Origin of the sequence: Pseudomonas sp. SWRI18, from assembly GCF_014268345.1 — a bacterium.
Taxonomy (GTDB): domain Bacteria; phylum Pseudomonadota; class Gammaproteobacteria; order Pseudomonadales; family Pseudomonadaceae; genus Aquipseudomonas; species Aquipseudomonas cedrina.
This window is the reverse complement of the sequence record NZ_JACCQQ010000008.1, coordinates 74,507-92,602: the sequence shown is the minus strand read 5'-3', so window position 1 is coordinate 92,602 and position 18,096 is coordinate 74,507. Positions and strand designations below refer to the sequence as shown.

Here is an 18,096-nt window from a genome sequence, read left to right as displayed (position 1 = left end):
TGAAGCTATTAATCGTCCACTGCATCGAGGAATTCGTCTACCACGGGCATCTCACCCAATCGTGACGGAATATTTAACCCGAAGTGCAGGTAGGCATGGCGCGTGACCACCCGACCCCTGGGGGTGCGCATGATGTAGCCCTGCTGGATCAGGTACGGCTCCAGCACATCCTCGATGGTATGGCGCTCCTCGCTGATGGCTGCCGCCAAACTGTCGACGCCCACCGGGCCACCGTCGAACTTCTCGATCATGGTCAAGAGCAGGCGCCGATCCTGGTGGTCGAAGCCATGCTCATCCACGTCCAGCAGGTTCAGGGCCAGGTCGGCCACGGCCTTGGTGATATGCCCCTTGGCCCGCACTTCGGCGAAGTCGCGCACACGCCGCAGCAGGCGGTTGGCGATCCGAGGCGTACCGCGGGCGCGACGGGCGATTTCAAACGCGCCTTCCGGGTCCAGGGGCAAGCCGAGAATGCCCGCCGAACGACTGACGATGGTCGCAAGGTCTGCCGTGCTATAGAACTCCAGACGTTGAACTATGCCGAAACGGTCTCGCAGCGGGTTGGTCAACATGCCCGCGCGGGTCGTGGCGCCCACCAACGTGAACGGCGGCAGGTCGAGCTTGATCGAGCGGGCTGCCGGGCCCTCGCCGATCATGATGTCGAGCTGGAAGTCTTCCATCGCCGGGTACAACACTTCCTCGACAATCGGCGAGAGCCGGTGGATTTCATCGATGAACAGCACGTCGTGGGGCTCGAGGTTGGTCAGCAACGCCGCCAAGTCACCGGGGCGTTCCAGCACCGGGCCGGAGGTGGACTTGATCGACACGCCCATTTCCTGGGCAATGATGTTGGCCAGGGTGGTCTTGCCCAGGCCCGGCGGGCCGAAGATCAGCGTGTGATCCAGGGACTCGCTGCGCCCGCGCGCGGCCTGGATGAACAACTCCATCTGCTCGCGCACGGTGGGCTGGCCGATGTAGTCGGCCAGGCTCAGGGGCCGGATGGCGCGGTCCTGGACTTCTTCACGGTCACGCGGGCCGGTGGCCGCGATCAGACGATCTGCTTCAATCACTTAAATCATTCCCTTCAGGGCGCGGCGGATCATGTCTTCACTGCTCAGGTTCTTGTCCTTGATGGCCGATACGGCCTTGCTGGCTTCCTGCGGCTTGTAGCCCAGGGAGATCAACGCACTGACCGCATCGCTCTCGGCGCTGGCGACCTGGCCCGCCGGGATATCCGGCTGGTTCGGCACCAGGGCAAACATGCTCGGCACCACTTCCCAGGCCTTGAAGCGGTCCTTGAGTTCCACCAGCAGGCGCTCGGCGGTCTTCTTGCCGACGCCCGGCACCTTGGTCAGCGCCGAGGTGTCCTGGGCCGACACGGCCCGCACCAGCTCATCCACTTCCAGGCTCGACATCAAGGCCAGGGCCAGCTTCGGCCCTACGCCATTGAGGCGGATCAGCTCGCGGAAGAAGTCGCGGTCGCGCTTGCCAATGAAGCCATAGAGTAGTTGCGCGTCTTCGCGCACCACCAGATGGGTGTGCAGTGTTATCGGCTCGCCGACCGACGGTAGGCGATACAAGGTGGTCATGGGCACTTCCAGCTCGTACCCCAACCCATTTACATCCAGAATCAGGTGCGGCGGCTGTTTCTCAGCCAGGGTGCCGCGCAAGCGTCCAATCACGGTTCAGATCCTTAAAGCTTGAGGTCAGAACAGGGCCTGACCGGAAATAACGATTGCGCTGATGCTATCAGAGACGCAGGCGCCCGCCACGACTGCGTGCCGTGCCGAGGCCGTGGGGCAGCAGGCTGGAACGGGTGTGCGCATGGCAAATGGCGATGGCCAGGGCGTCGGAGGCGTCGATCTGCGGTTTTGACGTGAGCTTGAGCATGTGCATGACCATCATCTGCACCTGCTCTTTATTCGCCGCACCCGTGCCAACCACCGCCTGCTTGACCTGGGTCGCGGTGTATTCGGCGATTTCCATGCCCTCCTCCGCGCCGGCGACAATGGCCGCGCCACGGGCCTGGCCAAGCTTCAAGGCCGAGTCGGCATTCTTGGCCATGAACACCTTTTCGATGCCCATGGTGATCGGCCCATAGGTCTGGATCACTTCACGCACGCCGCGATAGACGATCTGCAGGCGCTCGGCCAACTCGCCCGCACCGGTGCGTATGCAGCCCGAGGCGACGTAGATGCAGCCGCGCGGCGTCTGTTGCACCACGCCAAAACCGGTGATGCGCGAACCGGGGTCGATACCTAGGATTAAAGTCATAACGCCTGCGGTGTGGTGGATACAACATAGATCCAATGTGGGAGCGGGCTTGCTCGCGAATGCGGGGTGTCAGTCGCCAGATGTGCTGGCTGATACGCCGCATTCGCGAGCAAGCCCGCTCCCACAGTAGATTTTCATAGCGCTTAAGTTAACTGCTCGGCTACGGATTCTGGAATATCGGCGTTTGAATACACGTTTTGCACATCATCCAGGTCTTCGAGCATATCCAGCAGCTTCAACACCTTCTGCGCACCGTCCAGGTCCAACTCGGCGCTGGTGGTCGGCAGCATCACGATTTCCGCGTCGGTGCCCTTGAAACCCGAAGCCTCCAAAGCGTTACGTACGGCATAAAAGCTGGCGAACGAGGTAAATACATCGATGGAGCCGTCTTCGTTGGTCACCACGTCGTCGGCATCGGCCTCCATCGCCGCTTCCATCAGCGCGTCTTCATCGGTACCTGGCGCGAAGGATATCTGCCCCTTGCGCTCGAACAGGTAAGCCACCGAGCCATCGGTGCCGAGGTTGCCGCCGCACTTGCTGAATGCATGCCGAACGGCCGCTGCGGTACGGTTGCGGTTGTCGGTCATGCATTCGACCATCACCGCCACGCCGCCCGGGCCGTAGCCTTCGTAGGTCAGCTCGACCATGTCGTCGGTATCGGCGGCGCCGGCGCCACGGGCCACGGCACGGTCGATGATGTCGCGGCTCATGTTGGCGCCAAGCGCCTTGTCCAGCGCCAGGCGCAGACGCGGGTTGGAGCCTGGGTCACCACCGCCCTGGCGGGCTGCGACGGTCAGCTCGCGGATCCACTTGGTGAAGATCTTGCCTTTCTTGGCATCCTGACGCTCTTTGCGGTGCTTGATGTTCGCCCACTTGGAATGGCCAGCCATTACACAACTCCGAATTCTGTAGAAACCGTATCAATCCCGCAGGGCAGGATTTCCCTCTTTTAAACGCAAAGGCGCATCCGAAGATGCGCCTTTTTGACTGCGTACAAACCTTATCGCGCTTTCACGCCGCAGCCTTACTCAGCTTTCGGCGTTTCGCGCAGGCGGATGTGCAGTTCGCGCAATGCCTTGGCATCCACCACACCTGGAGCCTGGGTCATCACGTCCGCAGCACTCTGGGTTTTCGGGAAGGCGATCACTTCGCGGATCGACTGGGCGCCGGTCATCAGCATCACCAGACGGTCCAGGCCGAACGCCAGGCCACCGTGGGGCGGCGCGCCGTATTTCAGGGCGTCGAGCAGGAAGCCGAACTTCTCTTCCTGTTCCGCTTCGTTGATGCCCAACAGACGGAAGACAGCTTGCTGCATCTCTTTGCGGTGGATACGAATCGAACCGCCACCCAGCTCGGTGCCGTTGAGCACCATGTCGTAGGCACGGGACAGCGCGCCTGCCGGGTTGGCTTCGAGCTCGGCCGGCGAGCACTTCGGCGCGGTGAACGGGTGGTGCAAGGCGCTGAAGCTGCCGTCGTCGTTCTCTTCGAACATCGGGAAGTCGACGACCCACATCGGCGCCCACTCGCAGGTCAGCAGGTTGAGGTCGTGACCGAGCTTGATGCGCAGCGCGCCCAGGGCTTCGCTGACGATCTTGGCCTTGTCGGCGCCGAAGAACACGATGTCGCCATCGACCGCACCGACGCGATCGAGGATCGTGTTCAGGTTGGCTTCGGGGATGTTTTTCACGATCGGCGACTGCAGGCCGTCAACGCCATTGGCGCGCTCGTTGACCTTGATGTACGCCAAGCCCTTGGCACCGTAGATGCCGACGAACTTGGTGTAATCGTCGATCTGCTTGCGCGGCATGCTCGCGCCGCCAGGCACGCGCAGGGCGGCGATGCGGCATTTCGGGTCGTTGGCCGGGCCGCTGAACACCTTGAAGTCGACGTCCTTGAGCTGGTCGGCCACGTCCACCAGTTCCAGCGGGTTACGCAGGTCCGGCTTGTCGGAACCGTAGCGGCGCATGGCTTCTTCGAAGGTCATGTGCGGGAAGTCGCCGAACTCCAGGTCCAGCACTTCCTTGAACAGGTTGCGGATCATTTTCTCGGTGAGGCCCATGATCTCTTTTTCATCGAGGAAGCTGGTCTCGATGTCGATCTGGGTGAATTCCGGCTGGCGGTCGGCGCGCAGGTCTTCGTCACGGAAGCACTTGGCAATCTGGTAGTAACGGTCGAAGCCGGCCACCATCAGCAGTTGCTTGAACAGCTGCGGCGATTGCGGCAGGGCGAAGAAACTGCCTGGGTGGGTACGGCTAGGCACCAGGTAGTCACGCGCGCCTTCCGGGGTGGCGCGGGTCAGGATCGGGGTTTCGACGTCAAGGAAGCCATTCTCGTCGAGGAAGCGGCGGATGCTGGTGGTCATGCGCGAACGCAGGCGCAGCTTCTCGGCCATTTCCGGACGACGCAGATCCAGGAAGCGATAGCGCAGGCGGGTTTCTTCGCCTACGTCTGAGTATTCGTTGAGCGGGAACGGCGGGGTTTCCGACTCGTTCAGCACTTCCAGCTCGTAGCCCAGCACCTCGATACCGCCGGATGCCATGTTCTTGTTCACCGCACCGGCCGGACGCAGGCGTACCTTGCCGGTGATCTTCACCACGTATTCGCTGCGCACGCGGTCGGCGGCGGCGAAGCTCTCGGCGCGATCCGGGTCGAACACCACCTGGGCCAGACCATCACGATCACGGATATCGAGGAAGATCACCCCGCCGTGGTCGCGGCGACGGTGAACCCATCCGCAAAGGGTGATTTCCTGACCTTCCAGGGTCTCGTTCAGTTGGCCGCAATAGTGGCTGCGCATCATGGTCGTGGTTTCACTTCTCGTAATTCGAAATTCGGTGGCAGGCCTGCCGCATCACCGTACATTAAAGCAGGGGACGGATAATGCAGGAGCCTGCGCGTAGAGTTCAACTCAGTCTGCTTTGTCGCCGCCCGCCAGGTTCTTCTTCGAGCCGGTCTTGAAGTCGGTCTCGTACCAGCCGCTGCCACTCAGGCGAAAGCCCGGCATGGACAGCATCTTCTTGAGCTGCGGTGCCTGGCAGGCTGGGCAATCGACCAGCGGCGCTGCGCTGATCTTCTGAATGGCTTCCAATTGATGACCACAGGAAGCGCATTGATAGTCGTACATGGGCATGGCGATGTCTCGGCGATCAGATCGTAACTGCGCCACGCCTGCCCTTGGTCCGCGGCATGCGTAGCAAAGCGCGGGATTATATCTGGTAAATCGAGGCAGCGCAGCCGGCTTTCTGCCTGGGGCCCACGCCACGTGCGCGGGCCTGGGTATGCCACCGGCGACTATCCCGGTGAACATGACGGTTCAAAGCGCCCTTTCAAGACGTGAACCACACAGACCACCCTGACCAGCCCACTGAAGTTCTTCACACCGCCATAACGCAAGTGCACTTCCCGGTCGACATAAGACAGCAACGCACTGACTGAACAGGCATTGATTTTGGCTATTTCCGTGAGGATATTCCAATAGATCTGTTCCAGGCGCAGGCAAGTGGAAAACCCGTTGAGCCTCACCGACCGCGACAATGGCTTGGCCAATCCCATGTCGAACCCTTTTGCAAAGGGATCGTCCTTTACTTTGTGAAAACCACCGGTTTCCACCGCTCCGTTACCTACTGCGCGTGACATACACCTGACACTCCATTGCCAAACAGCCGCCCGTGGGTTGTCCCACCGGGCAATGTCCCTATGGAACAGCAGTGCGAGAGCGGCAGCCAGAAGACGCGGAGTTGAAAGGCGTAGGACAACGCCAGGAAATGCGCGGAAACAAGCGAGCGGCGCCAGGACGGCGCCACTCTTAGCCTGCGTTTATTGGTTTTCGAGCAGCGAACGCAGCATCCACGCGGTTTTCTCGTGGACCTGCATACGCTGGGTCAGCAGATCGGCCGTCGGCTCATCGCTGACCTTGTCGAGCAGCGGGAAGATGCCGCGTGCGGTGCGAGTGACCGCTTCCTGGCCTTCGACCAGTTGCTTGATCATGTCCTCAGCGCTCGGCACGCCTGGCTCTTCCTTGATCGAGGAAAGGCGAGCGTAGATCGAATAGGCACCGGGCGCAGGGAAACCCAGGGCACGGATACGCTCGGCAATGGAGTCCACCGCCAGGGCCAGTTCGTTGTATTGCTCCTCGAACATCAGGTGCAGCGTACGGAACATGGGGCCCGTAACGTTCCAATGGAAGTTGTGGGTCTTCAGGTACAGTACGTAGGTATCGGAGAGCAGTCGCGAAAGCCCGTCGACGATGGATTTACGATCTTCTTCACTGATACCGATATCGATTGCCATGGTTATCCCCTTCAATTGACATGTATGCATTGATCAAGCGCAGGCCCACTCTAGCAAGAGTGCCGCCGATGCGCAGCCCGGCGCGGCAAATCGCCCCGCCGCGACCGCTTCCGGCCAAGCGGGCAATAACCCTGCACGCCGCTTGAAAAGCCCGCACCTGTCTAGGACAGGCGTTTTACGCAGAAATGCCCTGGCCCTTGCAACACCCAGAAATGCTTGATTTGAGTAGGCACAGCCTTTGCTGTTAAATAGGCGGCGTGTCGTCGCCGTTACTTTCCGTGGCAGCGGCATAGGCTGATACCCCGCGCACGTGCCCAACGCCTCCCATTGTTCAGAAGCGAACCGTGCCAGTCAGCTCTTCCTTGTGATCCATCTTAACGTGAGTTAATCAAAATGTTGAAAATCGTCCACCTGCTAACGGGCGTTGCAGCGTTGCTGCTGTCCTTTATACCGAGCCTGCAACAGGGAAGCCCTCCCTACCTGGAACAACACGACGCTCTGTACCTGGCCTTGTTTGGCCTTCTTAACCTGACGCTGGCACCGGTGATCCCTTACTGGAACAAAGGCACACGTCACCAACTGCAAAACCTGGTCAGCGCGCTGCTGGTGCTGACTGTTGTTGTTCAAACCCTCACCCTCCTGGCACCCATGCCTGAAGTCGGCGGCCACCCGGCCATCCTGCTCAGCCTGGTGATTGCTGTGGTCGCCATCGTTCTACACCTGGCCATCAGTTTCTACCGTTCGTCACCTGCGACTTCGTCGCAAAGCTACGACATGACCAACCGGGATACCGGTACCGTCAAGTGGTTCAACACGTCCAAGGGCTTCGGCTTTATTTCCCGCGATTCGGGCGACGATATCTTCGTCCACTTCCGGGCCATCCGCGGCGAAGGCCATCGCGTCCTGGTGGAAGGCCAGCGCGTGGAATTCTCCGTCATGAATCGCGACAAAGGCCTGCAAGCCGAAGACGTGATCGCTGCACTGCCGCGTCGCTGATACCCGCGTTCGCAGCCTAAAAAAACCGCGATCCAGCGTTGCTGGGTCGCGGTTTTTTATGTGCGGCTATAAACCGTCAATAGTGGGGCGGCGGCGCTTCTTCTTCAGTCGTTTCGAATTGGCCGCCCATTTCTTCCTGGCGCTTGAGCAGCGCAGTCATCTGCAATTGCAGGCGCTCCACCGCACGCTGTTGAGTGACCAGGATGTCATTGAGGGTCTCGATAGTGTCGTCCTGGAAGGCCAGGCGGCTTTCCAGGTCGGTGACGCGGTCTTGCAGGTCCATGATTCAACCCTGGGTAAAAATGAAATCGGCAGGCAACAGTTCACGCAGACGGGCGCGAATAGCGGCCACTTGTCCGTCCGTATAAGGCTGCGCCGGATGCTTGCCCCATACCGGCGCCGGCCAAGCGGCATCGTCGCGCTTGCGCACGATCACATGCACGTGCAACTGGCTGACCACATTGCCCAAGGCGCCAATGTTCATCTTGTCGGCGCACAGGCCTTCATTGAGCAACTGGGCCAAGGCAGTGGTTTCTTGCCACAAGCGCTGCTGGTCGGTGACATCCAGCTGAAACACTTCGCTGATACCGTTGATTCGCGGCACCAGGATGAACCACGGGTAATTCGAGTCGTTGGACAGCAGCAGACGGCACAGGGGAAAGTCCCCGATCGCCAGCGTGTCTTGTTGAAGGCGTTGATCTAAAGCGAACACCGCGGGCACTCCGTTCGGCAGGTCAGGTTCAAGCTGCAGCATACCTGCGATTGGCAGATGCTTCACGCAGGGCGACCGCTACCCAGGCAAGGCGCGGCGAAAAAAACGCACCATTTCGAGACAAACGAATATTTCGGCTACGCTCAATCACCAGACTTGGGGCAAACAGCCGAAGGCTGATCAAACCATCGCGACGAAACCCGCGACACAGAGGCCTCACGAAATGAGGCATTGGGCCATCAATGCGGCTCTGGAGCGGCAAGGGCACTGCACCAAAATGACCCACACGTGCCTCTTGGAGATCCGTTACTACCCACTGGCCGGGGTGGACCGGTAACGTTTTGCCCGGTTCAAGGATTCAGGTACCACCAGACAGACGAGGAACGCGTGCATGGGACCCAAACCAATCGGCGTAAAAACCCCGTGCTTATGCGGTCTTCACGAATCCACGACGAATTTCACGAAAAAATGACATTCAGTTTGCGCTTTGGGCACGCTTGCTGCATTCATCTCTGCAGCGTCGGCAACGGCACCGGAAGGAAGCAGGTGTTTCGCGATGAAAACAGCAGCGGTTCAATGCGCACCAAGGAAGATTTCAAACGTTGAAAGTAACGTTTTTTTGCATTCTTTTAACGCTATCGAAAACAGTATTGAAGTTGTCAGCCTCGGTACAGTGAGGCTGTGAATTTGCGACATGGATATAGCAATCTACGACAAGCTCGTAAAGAAGCTGAAAGGAAAGTTGAGCACGTATCGCCAATATTGTCAGCGTGATATAACTTTGCGCCGACACAATAAAGAAAGAGCCGCCCAGACAAAAATACAGGTGGGACGGCAGTACTCTTCCTAAAACCAAAGGAGCAAATCACGATGCGCGTGATGAAGTGGAGCATGATCGCCCTGGCTGTCTCGGCAGCAGGCACCTCGCAGTTCGCAACGGCGTCCGCCCAAAGCGATTCCAAAGGCTTTGTTGAAGACAGCACTTTCAGCATCAATACTCGCGCCCTGTACTTCAGTCGCGATTTCCGTAATAACCCGTCGGGCCCTGGCTCCCAAAGCCGCGTCGAAGAGTCAGGCCTGGGTTTCCACGGCCTCTACTCCTCGGGCTTCACCCAAGGCACCATCGGTGTCGGTGTTGATGTGATCGGTCTGCTGGGCGTCAAGCTCGACAGTGGCAAGGGTCGCGCTGGTACCGGCCTGTTCCCGACCGGTTCCGACGGTCGTTCGCAAGACGAGTATTCCAAAGGCGGCGGCGCCGTTAAGTTCCGTATCTCCGATACGGTCCTGAAAATCGGTGACCAATACACCACAGCCCCGGTATTTGCTTCCGATGACAGCCGTTTGCTGCCAGAGCTGCCACAAGGTATCTCGATTACCAGTAACGAGATCAAGGGTCTGAAGCTGGAAGGCGGTCACTTCACTTCCAGCGTTGCGCAAAACCAGACCTACCATGACAGCTTGGGCCTGACGAAAACCGACTTTGTCGGTGGTGTCTACTCTTTCACCCCGGAATTCACCGGTAGCCTGTACTACGCGAAAACCGAAGACTACTTCCGCAAGTACTACAGCAACCTGAACTGGACACACGCCCTGAGCGATGATCAGTCGTTTGCCCTGGACTTCAACATCTACGATACCAAGAGCGAAGGCGAAGGCCTGCAGCGCGCTTCCAAAGACAGCGCTCTGCCGCTCGAACAACGTACCAAGCTCGACAACCGCGCGTTCAGCTTGCAGGGCGCCTACACCGTTGGCGCTCACACCTTCACCCTGGCAGCCCAGAAAGTCACCGGCGACGGCGATTACGGTTATGGCGTAGACGGTGGCGGCACGGTGTTCCTGGCCAACTCCGTTGCCCGTTCCGACTTCAACGCCGAAGGCGAGAAGTCCTACCAGGCCCGTTACGACATCAACATGGCGACCTTTGGCGTTCCTGGCCTGAGCTTCATGACTCGTTACGTGACCGGTAGCGGCGCCAATACCGCCACCACCTCGAACGGTAAAGAGTGGGAACGCGACATCGAAGCCAAGTACGTGATCCAGAGCGGTCCAGCCAAAGACCTGAGCCTGCGCGTACGTCAAGCGACTTATCGTTCGTCTGACGGTGTTTACTACGGTTCTTCGTCCATCGACGAACTGCGTCTGATCGCGCAATACCCGCTGAACATTTTGTAATTGACGGTTTGATTACAACGATGACTTAAGGCTTCGGCCTTAAACAAAAAGCCGCTCCTTTGTTTAACAAGGGAGCGGCTTTTTTATGGCTGTAATGTTTCAGCACGGATAACTAGCTAGCTAACTAACGAGATTTCAGCTTACTTGGCCACTGTTTCCTGCATCACTCGAATAACCCGCTGCGGAAATGGGATATCAATCCCCGCCGCTTTTAAACGATCGCGCGCCAGTTCATTGAACATGAACACCACATCCCAATAATCCGGAGTGTTGGTCCAGCAACGCAGGGAAACGGTGATAGAGCTATCGCCCAAAGTAGACACCACAGCCGCCGGCGCCGGATCGGCCAGCACGCGCGGGTCTTTCGCCAGCTCCAGCAGCACCTCACGTGCTTTCTGCAAATCAGCCTCGTAATCCACCCCAACATCAAACACCACCTTACGCGTCGGCTGGCGGTTGGTATTGGTGATGATGCCGTTAGACAGGATGCCGTTAGGCACGATCACGGTCTTGTTGTCGCCGGTACGCAACACGGTGTGGAAAATCTGGATGCTGTCGACGGTGCCCGAGGTGCCCTGGGCTTCGATCCAGTCACCAATGCGGAACGGGCGGAACAGCAGGATCAGCACGCCGCCGGCGAAGTTGGCCAGGCTGCCTTGCAAGGCCAGGCCGATGGCCAGGGTCGCGGCACCAATCGCGGCGACGAACGAGGTGGTCGCCACGCCGATCATCGAGGCCACACTGACGATCAGCATCACTTTGAGCGCGATGTTCGCCAGGCTGGTGATGAAGTGCTGCAGCGCCAGGTCCGCGTTACGCAGCGACAGCAAGCGTCCCACTCGATGGGTGAACACGTTGATCAGCCACCAGCCGATGGCCAGGGTGACCACAGCGAGCAATACCCGGCTGCCGTATTCCATGATCATCGGGATCCACGACTGTGAGGTCTTGATCAAGTGATCCATTTCAGCGTTCAAATCCATGTAGCTTCTCCTGTGTAGCGGATGTACGGCTTATTGGCTGCCTGAAACGCAAATGAGCCCCGTAGGGCTCAAGTGTAGGCGCGGATCCTGGGGCGTCGGACGCCAAAAACGTCCTCAGGTTCCGCAATGTGCCATCAGTCGCGGAAGTTATTGAACTGCAGCGGCATGTCGAACGTCTTGGCGCGCAGGGCCGCGATGGCTTCTTGCAGGTCGTCACGCTTCTTGCCGGTGATACGCACCTGCTCACCCTGGATGGCGGCCTGGACTTTGAGCTTGGCATCCTTGATGTGAGCGACGATTTTCTTCGCCAGCTCCTTGTCGATGCCTTCCTTGAGCACGGCTTCCTGCTTCATCAGCTTGCCGGAAGCGTAGGCGTCCTTGATTTCGAGGCACTGCGCGTCAATCTTGCGTTTGACCAGCGACAGCTTGAGGATCTCGATCATCGCTTCCAGCTGGAAATCGGCTTCAGCGGTCAGGTTGACGGTCAGTTCCTTTTCCTTGAATTCGAAGCTGCCCTTGCCTTTCAAGTCATAGCGGCGGTCCAGTTCCTTGACGGCGTTCTCGACGGCGTTGGTGACTTCGTGTTTGTCCAGTTCGGATACCACGTCGAACGAAGGCATGTCATTTCTCCAATATAAGGGGCGGGCTCAGTAGAGATGGAGCGCGCCCGAGCTAAAATGCCGGGGCATTATAGCGGTTCTTTCGCCCCGTTCACTGTGAGCGACCCTACGGAGCACAAACTGATGTCGACCACCTGGCATATTCTCGGCGCCGGCAGCCTGGGCACCCTCTGGGCCACTCGCCTGGCGCGCGCCGGCGTGCCCGTGCGGTTGATCCTGCGCGATAAAACACGCTTGGCCAGCTATCAGGCAGGCAACGGGCTGACGCTGGTGGAACAGGGCGTCGAGCACACCTACAAGGTATTCGCCGAAACGCCCGACAGTCCGGAACCGATTCATCGTCTGCTGGTGGCATGCAAAGCCTACGATGCCCAAAGCGCCGTCGCACAACTGCAGCACCGGCTGGCAGCCAATGCCGAACTCATCCTGTTGCAGAACGGCCTTGGCAGCCAGGATGCGGTCGCCGCGCAGTTGCCCCAGGCTCGCTGCATCTTTGCCTCCAGCACCGAAGGCGCCTTTCGCGACGGCGATTGGCGCGTGGTATTCGCCGGTCACGGTTACACCTGGCTCGGAGATGCAAGCCACCCTACCCCGCCGCTTTGGCTGGATGACCTGCACGCCGCTGGCATCCCCCACGATTGGAGCACCGAGATCCTGACGCGGTTATGGCGCAAACTGGCGCTCAATTGCGCCATCAACCCGCTGACCGTGTTGTATCAGTGCCGCAATGGCGAACTGCAGGCCCATCACTGCGAAGTCGCCACCCTCTGCGCTGAACTCGGTGAACTGCTGGAATGCTGCGGCCAGCCAGCGGCCGCGCTGGATCTGCAAAACGAAGTGCAACGGGTGATCCAGGCCACGGCCGCCAATTACTCCTCCATGTACCAGGACGTGGCCGCCGGGCGTCGTACCGAAATCAGCTACCTGTTGGGCTATGCTTGCCAGGCGGCCGCCCGCCATCGATTGAACCTGCCGCACCTGCAACAACTGCAAGTGCGCCTGGTCGAACAGTTGCTTGTGCGCCGATTGCCCCGCGACTGAACCACGCGCTACCCTGCCCGCTGTCTATCACCTGGGAAAACCCTGATGCCGCTGCGCCAGCGTCTTGAAAACCTACCGGTCGGGCAAAAACTGCTGGCTGCCTTGCTGGTGCTGTTGACCACCGTGTTGCTGGTGGCCAACCTGACCTTTATCAGCGCCGCCTATTGGATCTCCCAGGAAAGCATGGCCCCCCAGGCCTTGCAGGCCATCGGTCGCCTGGTGTCCAACCCTGGCCTTGCCGCCGAGGCCCTCGAATCGCCCGCCAAAGCCAACGCCCTGCTCAATGAGCTGACCAGTTATTCACCCCTGCGCGCCGCCGCCCTGTACGACGGCCAAGGCAACCGCCTGGCGCAGATGCAATCCGGCGACCGTCTGCACCTGCCGGACAACTATCGGTATATCGAAGCCTGGCGCGTCACCGAGTTTCGCAACAACCAGATCATCACCCTGCCCCGCGCAGGCCAGCCGCCCGGGCATTTGCTGCTGGTAGCCAGCAGTGAATTGCCGATGGCGTTTTATACCGGCACGCTGACCGCCAGCCTGGGCATCCTGATTTTCAGCGTGTTGTTGTGGTTGGTCATCGCCCGCCAGATCAAACGCCTGATCACCCGACCGATCCACGAACTGGAAGAACTGTCGCGCCAGGTCACCCGCGAAGAGAACTACGCCCTGCGTGCCGGCCGTGGCAACCACGATGAAATCGGCAGCCTGGCCGAGGCCTTCAACACCATGCTGTCACGCATCGAAGCCCGCGAGCAGCAACTCAAGCGTGCGCGGGACGACTCCCAGGCAGCCTATGACCAGGCACAGGGTTTGGCTGAAGAGACGCGCCACACCAACCGCAAGCTGGAACTGGAAGTGCAGGTGCGCAGCAAGATCGAGAAAAAACTCACCGGGTTCCAGAATTACCTGAACAGCATCATCGACTCGATGCCCTCGGCGCTCATCGCCCTGGATGAGCAGCTTTACGTAACCCAGTGGAACCAGGAGGCCAGCGCCCTCTCCGGCACGCGCCTGGACGAAGCCTTGAACCAGCCGATCTACCTGGCATTCCAGCCGCTCAAACCGTACCTGCCGCAAATCCGGGCAGCGGTCGAGCAACATACCGTGGAGCGGATCGAGCGGGTCACCTGGTTCAAGGACGACGAACCCAAACATTATGCCCTGACGTTCTACCCCCTGATGGGCGGTGCCGGGCGCGGCGTGGTGATCCGGATCGACGACATCACCCAGCGTTTGTCCCTGGAAGAAATGATGGTGCAGTCGGAGAAAATGCTCTCCGTGGGTGGCCTGGCCGCCGGCATGGCCCATGAGATCAACAACCCGTTGGGGGCGATCCTGCACAACGTGCAGAATATCCGCCGCCGCCTGTCGCCTGACTTGCCCAGGAACCTGGAGTACGCCGAACAGGCGGGCGTCGAACTGGCCACGGTCAACCGCTACCTCGAAGGCCGGGAAGTTCCGCAACTGCTCGATGGCATCCAGCAGGCCGGGGCGCGGGCGGCGAAGATCGTCACCCATATGCTCAGCTTCAGTCGCCGCAGCAACCGGCAAATGGCGCCGTGCGATTTACCGGCACTGATCGACCAGGCGGTGGAGATCGCCGGTAACGACTTCGACCTGGCCATCGGCTTCGACTTCAAGGGCCAGGCGATCATCCGCCAGTTCGACCCACAACTGGGCCCGGTACCCGGCACCGCCAACGAGCTGGAACAGGTGCTGCTCAACCTGCTGAAAAACGCCGCCCAGGCCATTCACCTGCGTGAAGACGGCAGCGAGCCGGGGCGCATTATCCTGCGCACCCGCCTCAACCCGCCGTGGGCAGAGATTCAAGTGGAAGACAACGGCATCGGCATGAGCGAGAACGTGCGCAAGCGGACCTTCGAGCCGTTCTTCACCACCAAGGAAATCGGCCAGGGCACCGGGCTTGGGCTGTCGGTGTCGTATTTCATCATCACCAACAACCATAAGGGTCAGATGGAAGTGCATTCCACCCTCGGCCAGGGCACGTGCTTCACCCTGCGCCTGCCCTTGGCCGGCAGCCAACTACCGCCTTACGAATCGAACCAACTGGAGCAATGACCATGGGCTTTCGCCTGTCGAAAATCTACACCCGCACCGGCGACACAGGCGAGACCGGCCTGGGCGACGGCCGCCGCGTGCCCAAGGACCATCCACGCGTGGAGGCGATTGGCGAAGTGGACACGCTGAACAGTCAGCTCGGATTGCTGCTGGCGTATCTCGAGGCACTGGGCGGACAGCATCCGGGGTTGCAGGATGTGATCGAGGTACTCACACCTTGCCAGCACCGGTTGTTTGACCTGGGCGGCGAGCTGGCGATGCCGGAGTACAAGGCGTTGAACGCGGCCGAAGTGGACCGGCTGGAAGCGGCCATCGACCGCTGGAACGAGGAAGTCGGGCCGCTGGAGAATTTCATCCTGCCGGGAGGTTCGGCGTTGATCGCCCAAGCCCATGTGTGTCGCAGCCTGGCGCGCAGTGCGGAGCGGCGCTGTCAGCAGCTGAATGCGTTGGAACCGCTGGAAGGCGTAGGGTTGGCGTATATCAATCGGCTGTCGGATTTGCTGTTTGTGGCGGCCAGGGTGATTGCCAGGCGCCAGGGGGTTGCCGAGGTGTTGTGGCAGGCGGCGGCGAAGCCCCACTGATAATTATTGGGTGACTGGCCTGGCCTCTTCGCAGGCAAGCCAGCTCCCACATTTTGAATGTGTTCACAGATCAAAATTGTGGGAGCTGGCTTGCCTGCGATGAGGCCCTCAGAACACCATCAACCCTGCGGCCAAAACGCCCGAATCCCCGCCACACCCTGAGCCCCGGCTTCCCAAGCTTTCTCCCGTTCAGCCGGCCCAACCCCGCCCAGCAGAAACACCGGCTTGCTGAACCCGCTGATCAACTGCGCCGCCTGCTCCCAGCCCAACGGCTGTGCGTCGGGGTGAGTCTGAGTCGGTTGCACCGGCGACAGCGTGACAAAATCCACATCCATCAACTCAGCCAGCGCCAACTCCTCAGCGTTGTGGCACGACGCGGCCAGCCAGCGCTCCTTCGGCAACGGCCGCCCCTGGCTAGCGTGTTTACGCAATTGCGCCGCGGTCATGTGCCAGCCGGCTGCGGGAAAATCGCCCAACCATTCGAACGGCCCCTTGAGCATCAATTGAGCCTTGCCTGCGCATAAGCCCACGGCATCCACCGCGAGGTCACGGTATTTGGGGTCATACCCATTAGGCGCGCGCAGTTGGACCAGCTTGATGCCGCCGGCAATGGCTTTCTGGATGCCGCGCAACAGTGCAGGGGTTTCCAGTTCGCCAGGGGTGATCAGGTAGTCGGCAGGCAAGCGCGCAGCGGCGACGATCGGCGCATTGGCCGCCGGAAACGCGTAGCTGAGCAGGTCCCGTGGGGCAACCCATGCCAGCGGTTGCCCTTCGACGCCGTGAGGCTCGCCGGTAAAGGCCGCAACTTCCCAGACATCCAGCAACACCTGCTTGTCGGGGTAGTCATGCTGCACCTTGATCAGCGGCCGCGCCGTGGTGACCTGGATACCCAACTCCTCCTGCAATTCGCGGGACAGCGCGTTGGCGACCGACTCACCGGCCTCCACCTTGCCGCCGGGAAATTCCCAGAGGCCGCCCTGGTGCTGGGTATCGGCGCGGCGCGCCAACAGGATCCTGCCGTCGACACCGCGGATCACCGCTGCTGCTACATGCACTCGTTTCACCGCGTTTTTCCTCTTGGCTATCAGGTACGGTATTCCGCGTTGATCTTCACGTACTCGTGGGACAGGTCGGTGGTCCAGATGGTTTCGCTGCACTCGCCGCGACCCAGTTCGATGCGGATAGTGATTTCTTCCTGCTGCATCACCGCCGAGCCTTGGGCTTCGGTGTAGGACTCGGCACGGGCGCCACGGCTGGCGATGCACACGTCGCCAAGGAACACGTCGATCTTGCTCACGTCCAGGTCCGGCACGCCGGCACGGCCAACGGCGGCCAGGATACGGCCCCAGTTCGGGTCGGAGGCGAACAGCGCGGTCTTGATCAGCGGCGAGTGGGCCACGGTGTAGCCGACATCCAGGCATTCCTGATGGTTCGTGCCGCCGTTGACTTCTACCGTGACAAACTTGGTCGCCCCTTCGCCGTCGCGCACGATGGCCTGGGCCACGTCCATGCACACTTCAAACACGGCCTGCTTCAGTGCAGCAAACAGCGGCCCGCTCGCTTCGGTAATTTCCGGCAGGTTGGCCTGGCCGGTGGCGATCAACATGCAGCAGTCGTTGGTGGAGGTGTCACCATCGATGGTGATGCGGTTGAACGACTTGTTGGCACCGTCCAGGATCAGGCTGTGCAACACATCACGGGAGACTTTGGCGTCGGTGGCGATGTAGCCGAGCATGGTCGCCATGTTCGGACGGATCATGCCCGCGCCCTTGCTGATGCCGGTCACGGTCACCGTCACACCGTCGTGCACGAACTGACGGCTCGCGCCTTTGGGCAGGGTGTCGGTGGTCATGATGCCGGTGGCGGCTGCCGCCCAGTTATCCACAGACAGGTCATCCAGCGCGGCTTGCAGCGCGCCTTCGATTTTTTCCACGGGCAGCGGTTCACCGATCACACCGGTGGAATACGGCAGCACTTGGCTGGCGTCGACCCCGGTCAACTGGGCCAGCTTGGCGCAGGTGCGTGCGGCGGCCACCAGGCCTGGCTCGCCGGTGCCGGCGTTGGCATTGCCGGTGTTGGTCAGCAGGTAACGGATAGCGCCGGCCACGCGTTGCTTGGCCAGGATCACCGGCGCAGCGCAGAACGCATTGAGGGTGAACACGCCCGCGACAGTCGAGCCTTCGGCACAGCGCATTACCACGACGTCCTTGCGCCCCGGGCGCTTGATGCCGGCCGAGGCGATACCGAGTTCAAAACCGGCAACCGGGTGCAACGTGGGCAAAGGACCAAGACCAACAGCCATGAATGCGCTCCTTAAAAATGGGTGATGTCTGTGCCGTCGTGATCGA

The 18,096-nt window shown here is 60.4% G+C and carries 19 protein-coding genes; 5 read left to right on the top strand and 14 right to left on the bottom strand.

Annotated elements, in window-relative coordinates; all coding sequences use genetic code 11:
* Window positions 1-8: 8 nt before the first annotated feature.
* The 8 genes from ruvB to H0Z09_RS11330 all read right to left on the bottom strand — a co-directional run bounded on the left by ruvB (window position 9) and on the right by H0Z09_RS11330 (window position 6,561).
* Window positions 9-1,067, bottom strand: a complete 1,059-nt coding sequence (gene ruvB / locus H0Z09_RS11365) for a Holliday junction branch migration DNA helicase RuvB (RefSeq protein WP_015885611.1) — start codon at window positions 1,065-1,067, stop codon at window positions 9-11.
* Complete coding sequence (gene ruvA, locus H0Z09_RS11360; RefSeq protein WP_186690572.1) at window positions 1,068-1,679, bottom strand: Holliday junction branch migration protein RuvA; 612 nt, start codon at window positions 1,677-1,679, stop codon at window positions 1,068-1,070.
* Between the two features lie 67 nt (window positions 1,680-1,746).
* Window positions 1,747-2,271 (bottom strand): crossover junction endodeoxyribonuclease RuvC, encoded by a 525-nt coding sequence (ruvC, locus tag H0Z09_RS11355; RefSeq protein WP_076949748.1) that lies wholly within the window; start codon window positions 2,269-2,271, stop codon window positions 1,747-1,749.
* Window positions 2,272-2,414: 143 nt separating this feature from the next.
* Window positions 2,415-3,161 (bottom strand): YebC/PmpR family DNA-binding transcriptional regulator, encoded by a 747-nt coding sequence (locus tag H0Z09_RS11350; protein ID WP_186690570.1) that lies wholly within the window; start codon window positions 3,159-3,161, stop codon window positions 2,415-2,417.
* Between the two features lie 134 nt (window positions 3,162-3,295).
* A complete protein-coding gene (gene aspS, locus H0Z09_RS11345; RefSeq protein WP_076949750.1) occupies window positions 3,296-5,071 on the bottom strand; it encodes an aspartate--tRNA ligase in 1,776 nt (591 codons plus the stop codon).
* A gap of 108 nt (window positions 5,072-5,179) precedes the next feature.
* Window positions 5,180-5,401, bottom strand: coding sequence for an FmdB family zinc ribbon protein (locus H0Z09_RS11340; RefSeq protein ID WP_016975453.1), 222 nt, complete (start codon window positions 5,399-5,401; stop codon window positions 5,180-5,182).
* 161 nt (window positions 5,402-5,562) lie between these two features.
* The gene (locus tag H0Z09_RS11335) at window positions 5,563-5,907 is read right to left on the bottom strand and encodes a ribbon-helix-helix domain-containing protein (protein ID WP_076949751.1); all 345 of its coding nucleotides are present in this window, start codon (window positions 5,905-5,907) and stop codon (window positions 5,563-5,565) included.
* A 180-nt stretch (window positions 5,908-6,087) separates the two neighbouring features.
* The gene (locus H0Z09_RS11330; RefSeq protein ID WP_076949752.1) at window positions 6,088-6,561 is read right to left on the bottom strand and encodes a Dps family protein; all 474 of its coding nucleotides are present in this window, start codon (window positions 6,559-6,561) and stop codon (window positions 6,088-6,090) included.
* 393 nt (window positions 6,562-6,954) lie between these two features.
* Between H0Z09_RS11330 and H0Z09_RS27490 the strand changes: the two genes are divergently transcribed.
* Window positions 6,955-7,557, top strand: coding sequence for a cold-shock protein (locus tag H0Z09_RS27490; protein ID WP_076949753.1), 603 nt, complete (start codon window positions 6,955-6,957; stop codon window positions 7,555-7,557).
* A gap of 76 nt (window positions 7,558-7,633) precedes the next feature.
* On the opposite strand, the gene H0Z09_RS11320 is transcribed toward H0Z09_RS27490, so the two are convergent.
* Both H0Z09_RS11320 and H0Z09_RS11315 read right to left on the bottom strand, forming a co-directional pair.
* Window positions 7,634-7,840: a SlyX family protein gene (locus H0Z09_RS11320; RefSeq protein ID WP_090368857.1), complete on the bottom strand. Its 207-nt coding sequence runs from the start codon at window positions 7,838-7,840 to the stop codon at window positions 7,634-7,636.
* A gap of 3 nt (window positions 7,841-7,843) precedes the next feature.
* Window positions 7,844-8,269, bottom strand: coding sequence for an HIT domain-containing protein (locus H0Z09_RS11315; protein WP_186690568.1), 426 nt, complete (start codon window positions 8,267-8,269; stop codon window positions 7,844-7,846).
* 870 nt (window positions 8,270-9,139) lie between these two features.
* On the opposite strand from H0Z09_RS11315, the gene H0Z09_RS11310 reads away from it, so the two are divergent.
* Entirely contained in the window at window positions 9,140-10,441 is a 1,302-nt protein-coding gene (locus H0Z09_RS11310) for an OprD family porin (RefSeq protein WP_186690566.1), read from the top strand.
* Window positions 10,442-10,581: 140 nt separating this feature from the next.
* Here the strand turns inward: H0Z09_RS11310 and H0Z09_RS11305 are convergent, their stop codons facing one another.
* Both H0Z09_RS11305 and H0Z09_RS11300 read right to left on the bottom strand, forming a co-directional pair.
* Window positions 10,582-11,424 carry a mechanosensitive ion channel family protein gene (locus H0Z09_RS11305; protein WP_186690564.1) on the bottom strand — a complete coding sequence of 281 codons (843 nt, stop codon included), beginning with the start codon at window positions 11,422-11,424 and terminating at the stop codon, window positions 10,582-10,584.
* A 134-nt stretch (window positions 11,425-11,558) separates the two neighbouring features.
* Window positions 11,559-12,044, bottom strand: a complete 486-nt coding sequence (locus H0Z09_RS11300) for a YajQ family cyclic di-GMP-binding protein (protein WP_076949757.1) — start codon at window positions 12,042-12,044, stop codon at window positions 11,559-11,561.
* Between the two features lie 123 nt (window positions 12,045-12,167).
* Between H0Z09_RS11300 and H0Z09_RS11295 the strand changes: the two genes are divergently transcribed.
* Genes H0Z09_RS11295 through H0Z09_RS11285 form a run of 3 tightly spaced genes read left to right on the top strand, consistent with a single transcriptional unit; the run spans window position 12,168 to window position 15,748 of the window.
* Window positions 12,168-13,085, top strand: coding sequence for a putative 2-dehydropantoate 2-reductase (locus tag H0Z09_RS11295; RefSeq protein WP_186690562.1), 918 nt, complete (start codon window positions 12,168-12,170; stop codon window positions 13,083-13,085).
* A gap of 45 nt (window positions 13,086-13,130) precedes the next feature.
* On the top strand, window positions 13,131-15,167 hold the full coding sequence (locus tag H0Z09_RS11290; protein ID WP_186690560.1) for an ATP-binding protein: 2,037 nt from the start codon (window positions 13,131-13,133) through the stop codon (window positions 15,165-15,167).
* 2 nt (window positions 15,168-15,169) lie between these two features.
* Complete coding sequence (locus H0Z09_RS11285; RefSeq protein WP_186690553.1) at window positions 15,170-15,748, top strand: cob(I)yrinic acid a,c-diamide adenosyltransferase; 579 nt, start codon at window positions 15,170-15,172, stop codon at window positions 15,746-15,748.
* Between the two features lie 119 nt (window positions 15,749-15,867).
* Here the strand turns inward: H0Z09_RS11285 and H0Z09_RS11280 are convergent, their stop codons facing one another.
* Both H0Z09_RS11280 and argJ read right to left on the bottom strand, forming a co-directional pair.
* Entirely contained in the window at window positions 15,868-16,812 is a 945-nt protein-coding gene (locus H0Z09_RS11280; RefSeq protein WP_186690544.1) for a Nudix family hydrolase, read from the bottom strand.
* Window positions 16,813-16,832: 20 nt separating this feature from the next.
* A complete protein-coding gene (gene argJ, locus H0Z09_RS11275; protein WP_186690542.1) occupies window positions 16,833-18,050 on the bottom strand; it encodes a bifunctional glutamate N-acetyltransferase/amino-acid acetyltransferase ArgJ in 1,218 nt (405 codons plus the stop codon).
* Window positions 18,051-18,096 lie beyond the last annotated feature (46 nt).

Excerpts from the sequence above, each read along its gene's own strand:
- H0Z09_RS11285 (WP_186690553.1), top strand. The coding sequence starts at position 15,170 with ATGGGCTTTCGCCTGTCGAAAATCTACACCCGCACCGGCGACACAGGC.
- H0Z09_RS11335 (WP_076949751.1), bottom strand. The coding sequence starts at position 5,907 with ATGTCACGCGCAGTAGGTAACGGAGCGGTGGAAACCGGTGGTTTTCAC.
- H0Z09_RS11300 (WP_076949757.1), bottom strand. The coding sequence starts at position 12,044 with ATGCCTTCGTTCGACGTGGTATCCGAACTGGACAAACACGAAGTCACC.
- H0Z09_RS11290 (WP_186690560.1), top strand. The coding sequence starts at position 13,131 with ATGCCGCTGCGCCAGCGTCTTGAAAACCTACCGGTCGGGCAAAAACTG.
- H0Z09_RS11295 (WP_186690562.1), top strand. The coding sequence starts at position 12,168 with ATGTCGACCACCTGGCATATTCTCGGCGCCGGCAGCCTGGGCACCCTC.
- ruvC (WP_076949748.1), bottom strand. The coding sequence starts at position 2,271 with ATGACTTTAATCCTAGGTATCGACCCCGGTTCGCGCATCACCGGTTTT.
- H0Z09_RS27490 (WP_076949753.1), top strand. The coding sequence starts at position 6,955 with ATGTTGAAAATCGTCCACCTGCTAACGGGCGTTGCAGCGTTGCTGCTG.
- H0Z09_RS11305 (WP_186690564.1), bottom strand. The coding sequence starts at position 11,424 with ATGGATTTGAACGCTGAAATGGATCACTTGATCAAGACCTCACAGTCG.
- H0Z09_RS11340 (WP_016975453.1), bottom strand. The coding sequence starts at position 5,401 with ATGCCCATGTACGACTATCAATGCGCTTCCTGTGGTCATCAATTGGAA.
- H0Z09_RS11310 (WP_186690566.1), top strand. The coding sequence starts at position 9,140 with ATGCGCGTGATGAAGTGGAGCATGATCGCCCTGGCTGTCTCGGCAGCA.
- H0Z09_RS11330 (WP_076949752.1), bottom strand. The coding sequence starts at position 6,561 with ATGGCAATCGATATCGGTATCAGTGAAGAAGATCGTAAATCCATCGTC.
- H0Z09_RS11350 (WP_186690570.1), bottom strand. The coding sequence starts at position 3,161 with ATGGCTGGCCATTCCAAGTGGGCGAACATCAAGCACCGCAAAGAGCGT.
- argJ (WP_186690542.1), bottom strand. The coding sequence starts at position 18,050 with ATGGCTGTTGGTCTTGGTCCTTTGCCCACGTTGCACCCGGTTGCCGGT.
- H0Z09_RS11320 (WP_090368857.1), bottom strand. The coding sequence starts at position 7,840 with ATGGACCTGCAAGACCGCGTCACCGACCTGGAAAGCCGCCTGGCCTTC.
- aspS (WP_076949750.1), bottom strand. The coding sequence starts at position 5,071 with ATGATGCGCAGCCACTATTGCGGCCAACTGAACGAGACCCTGGAAGGT.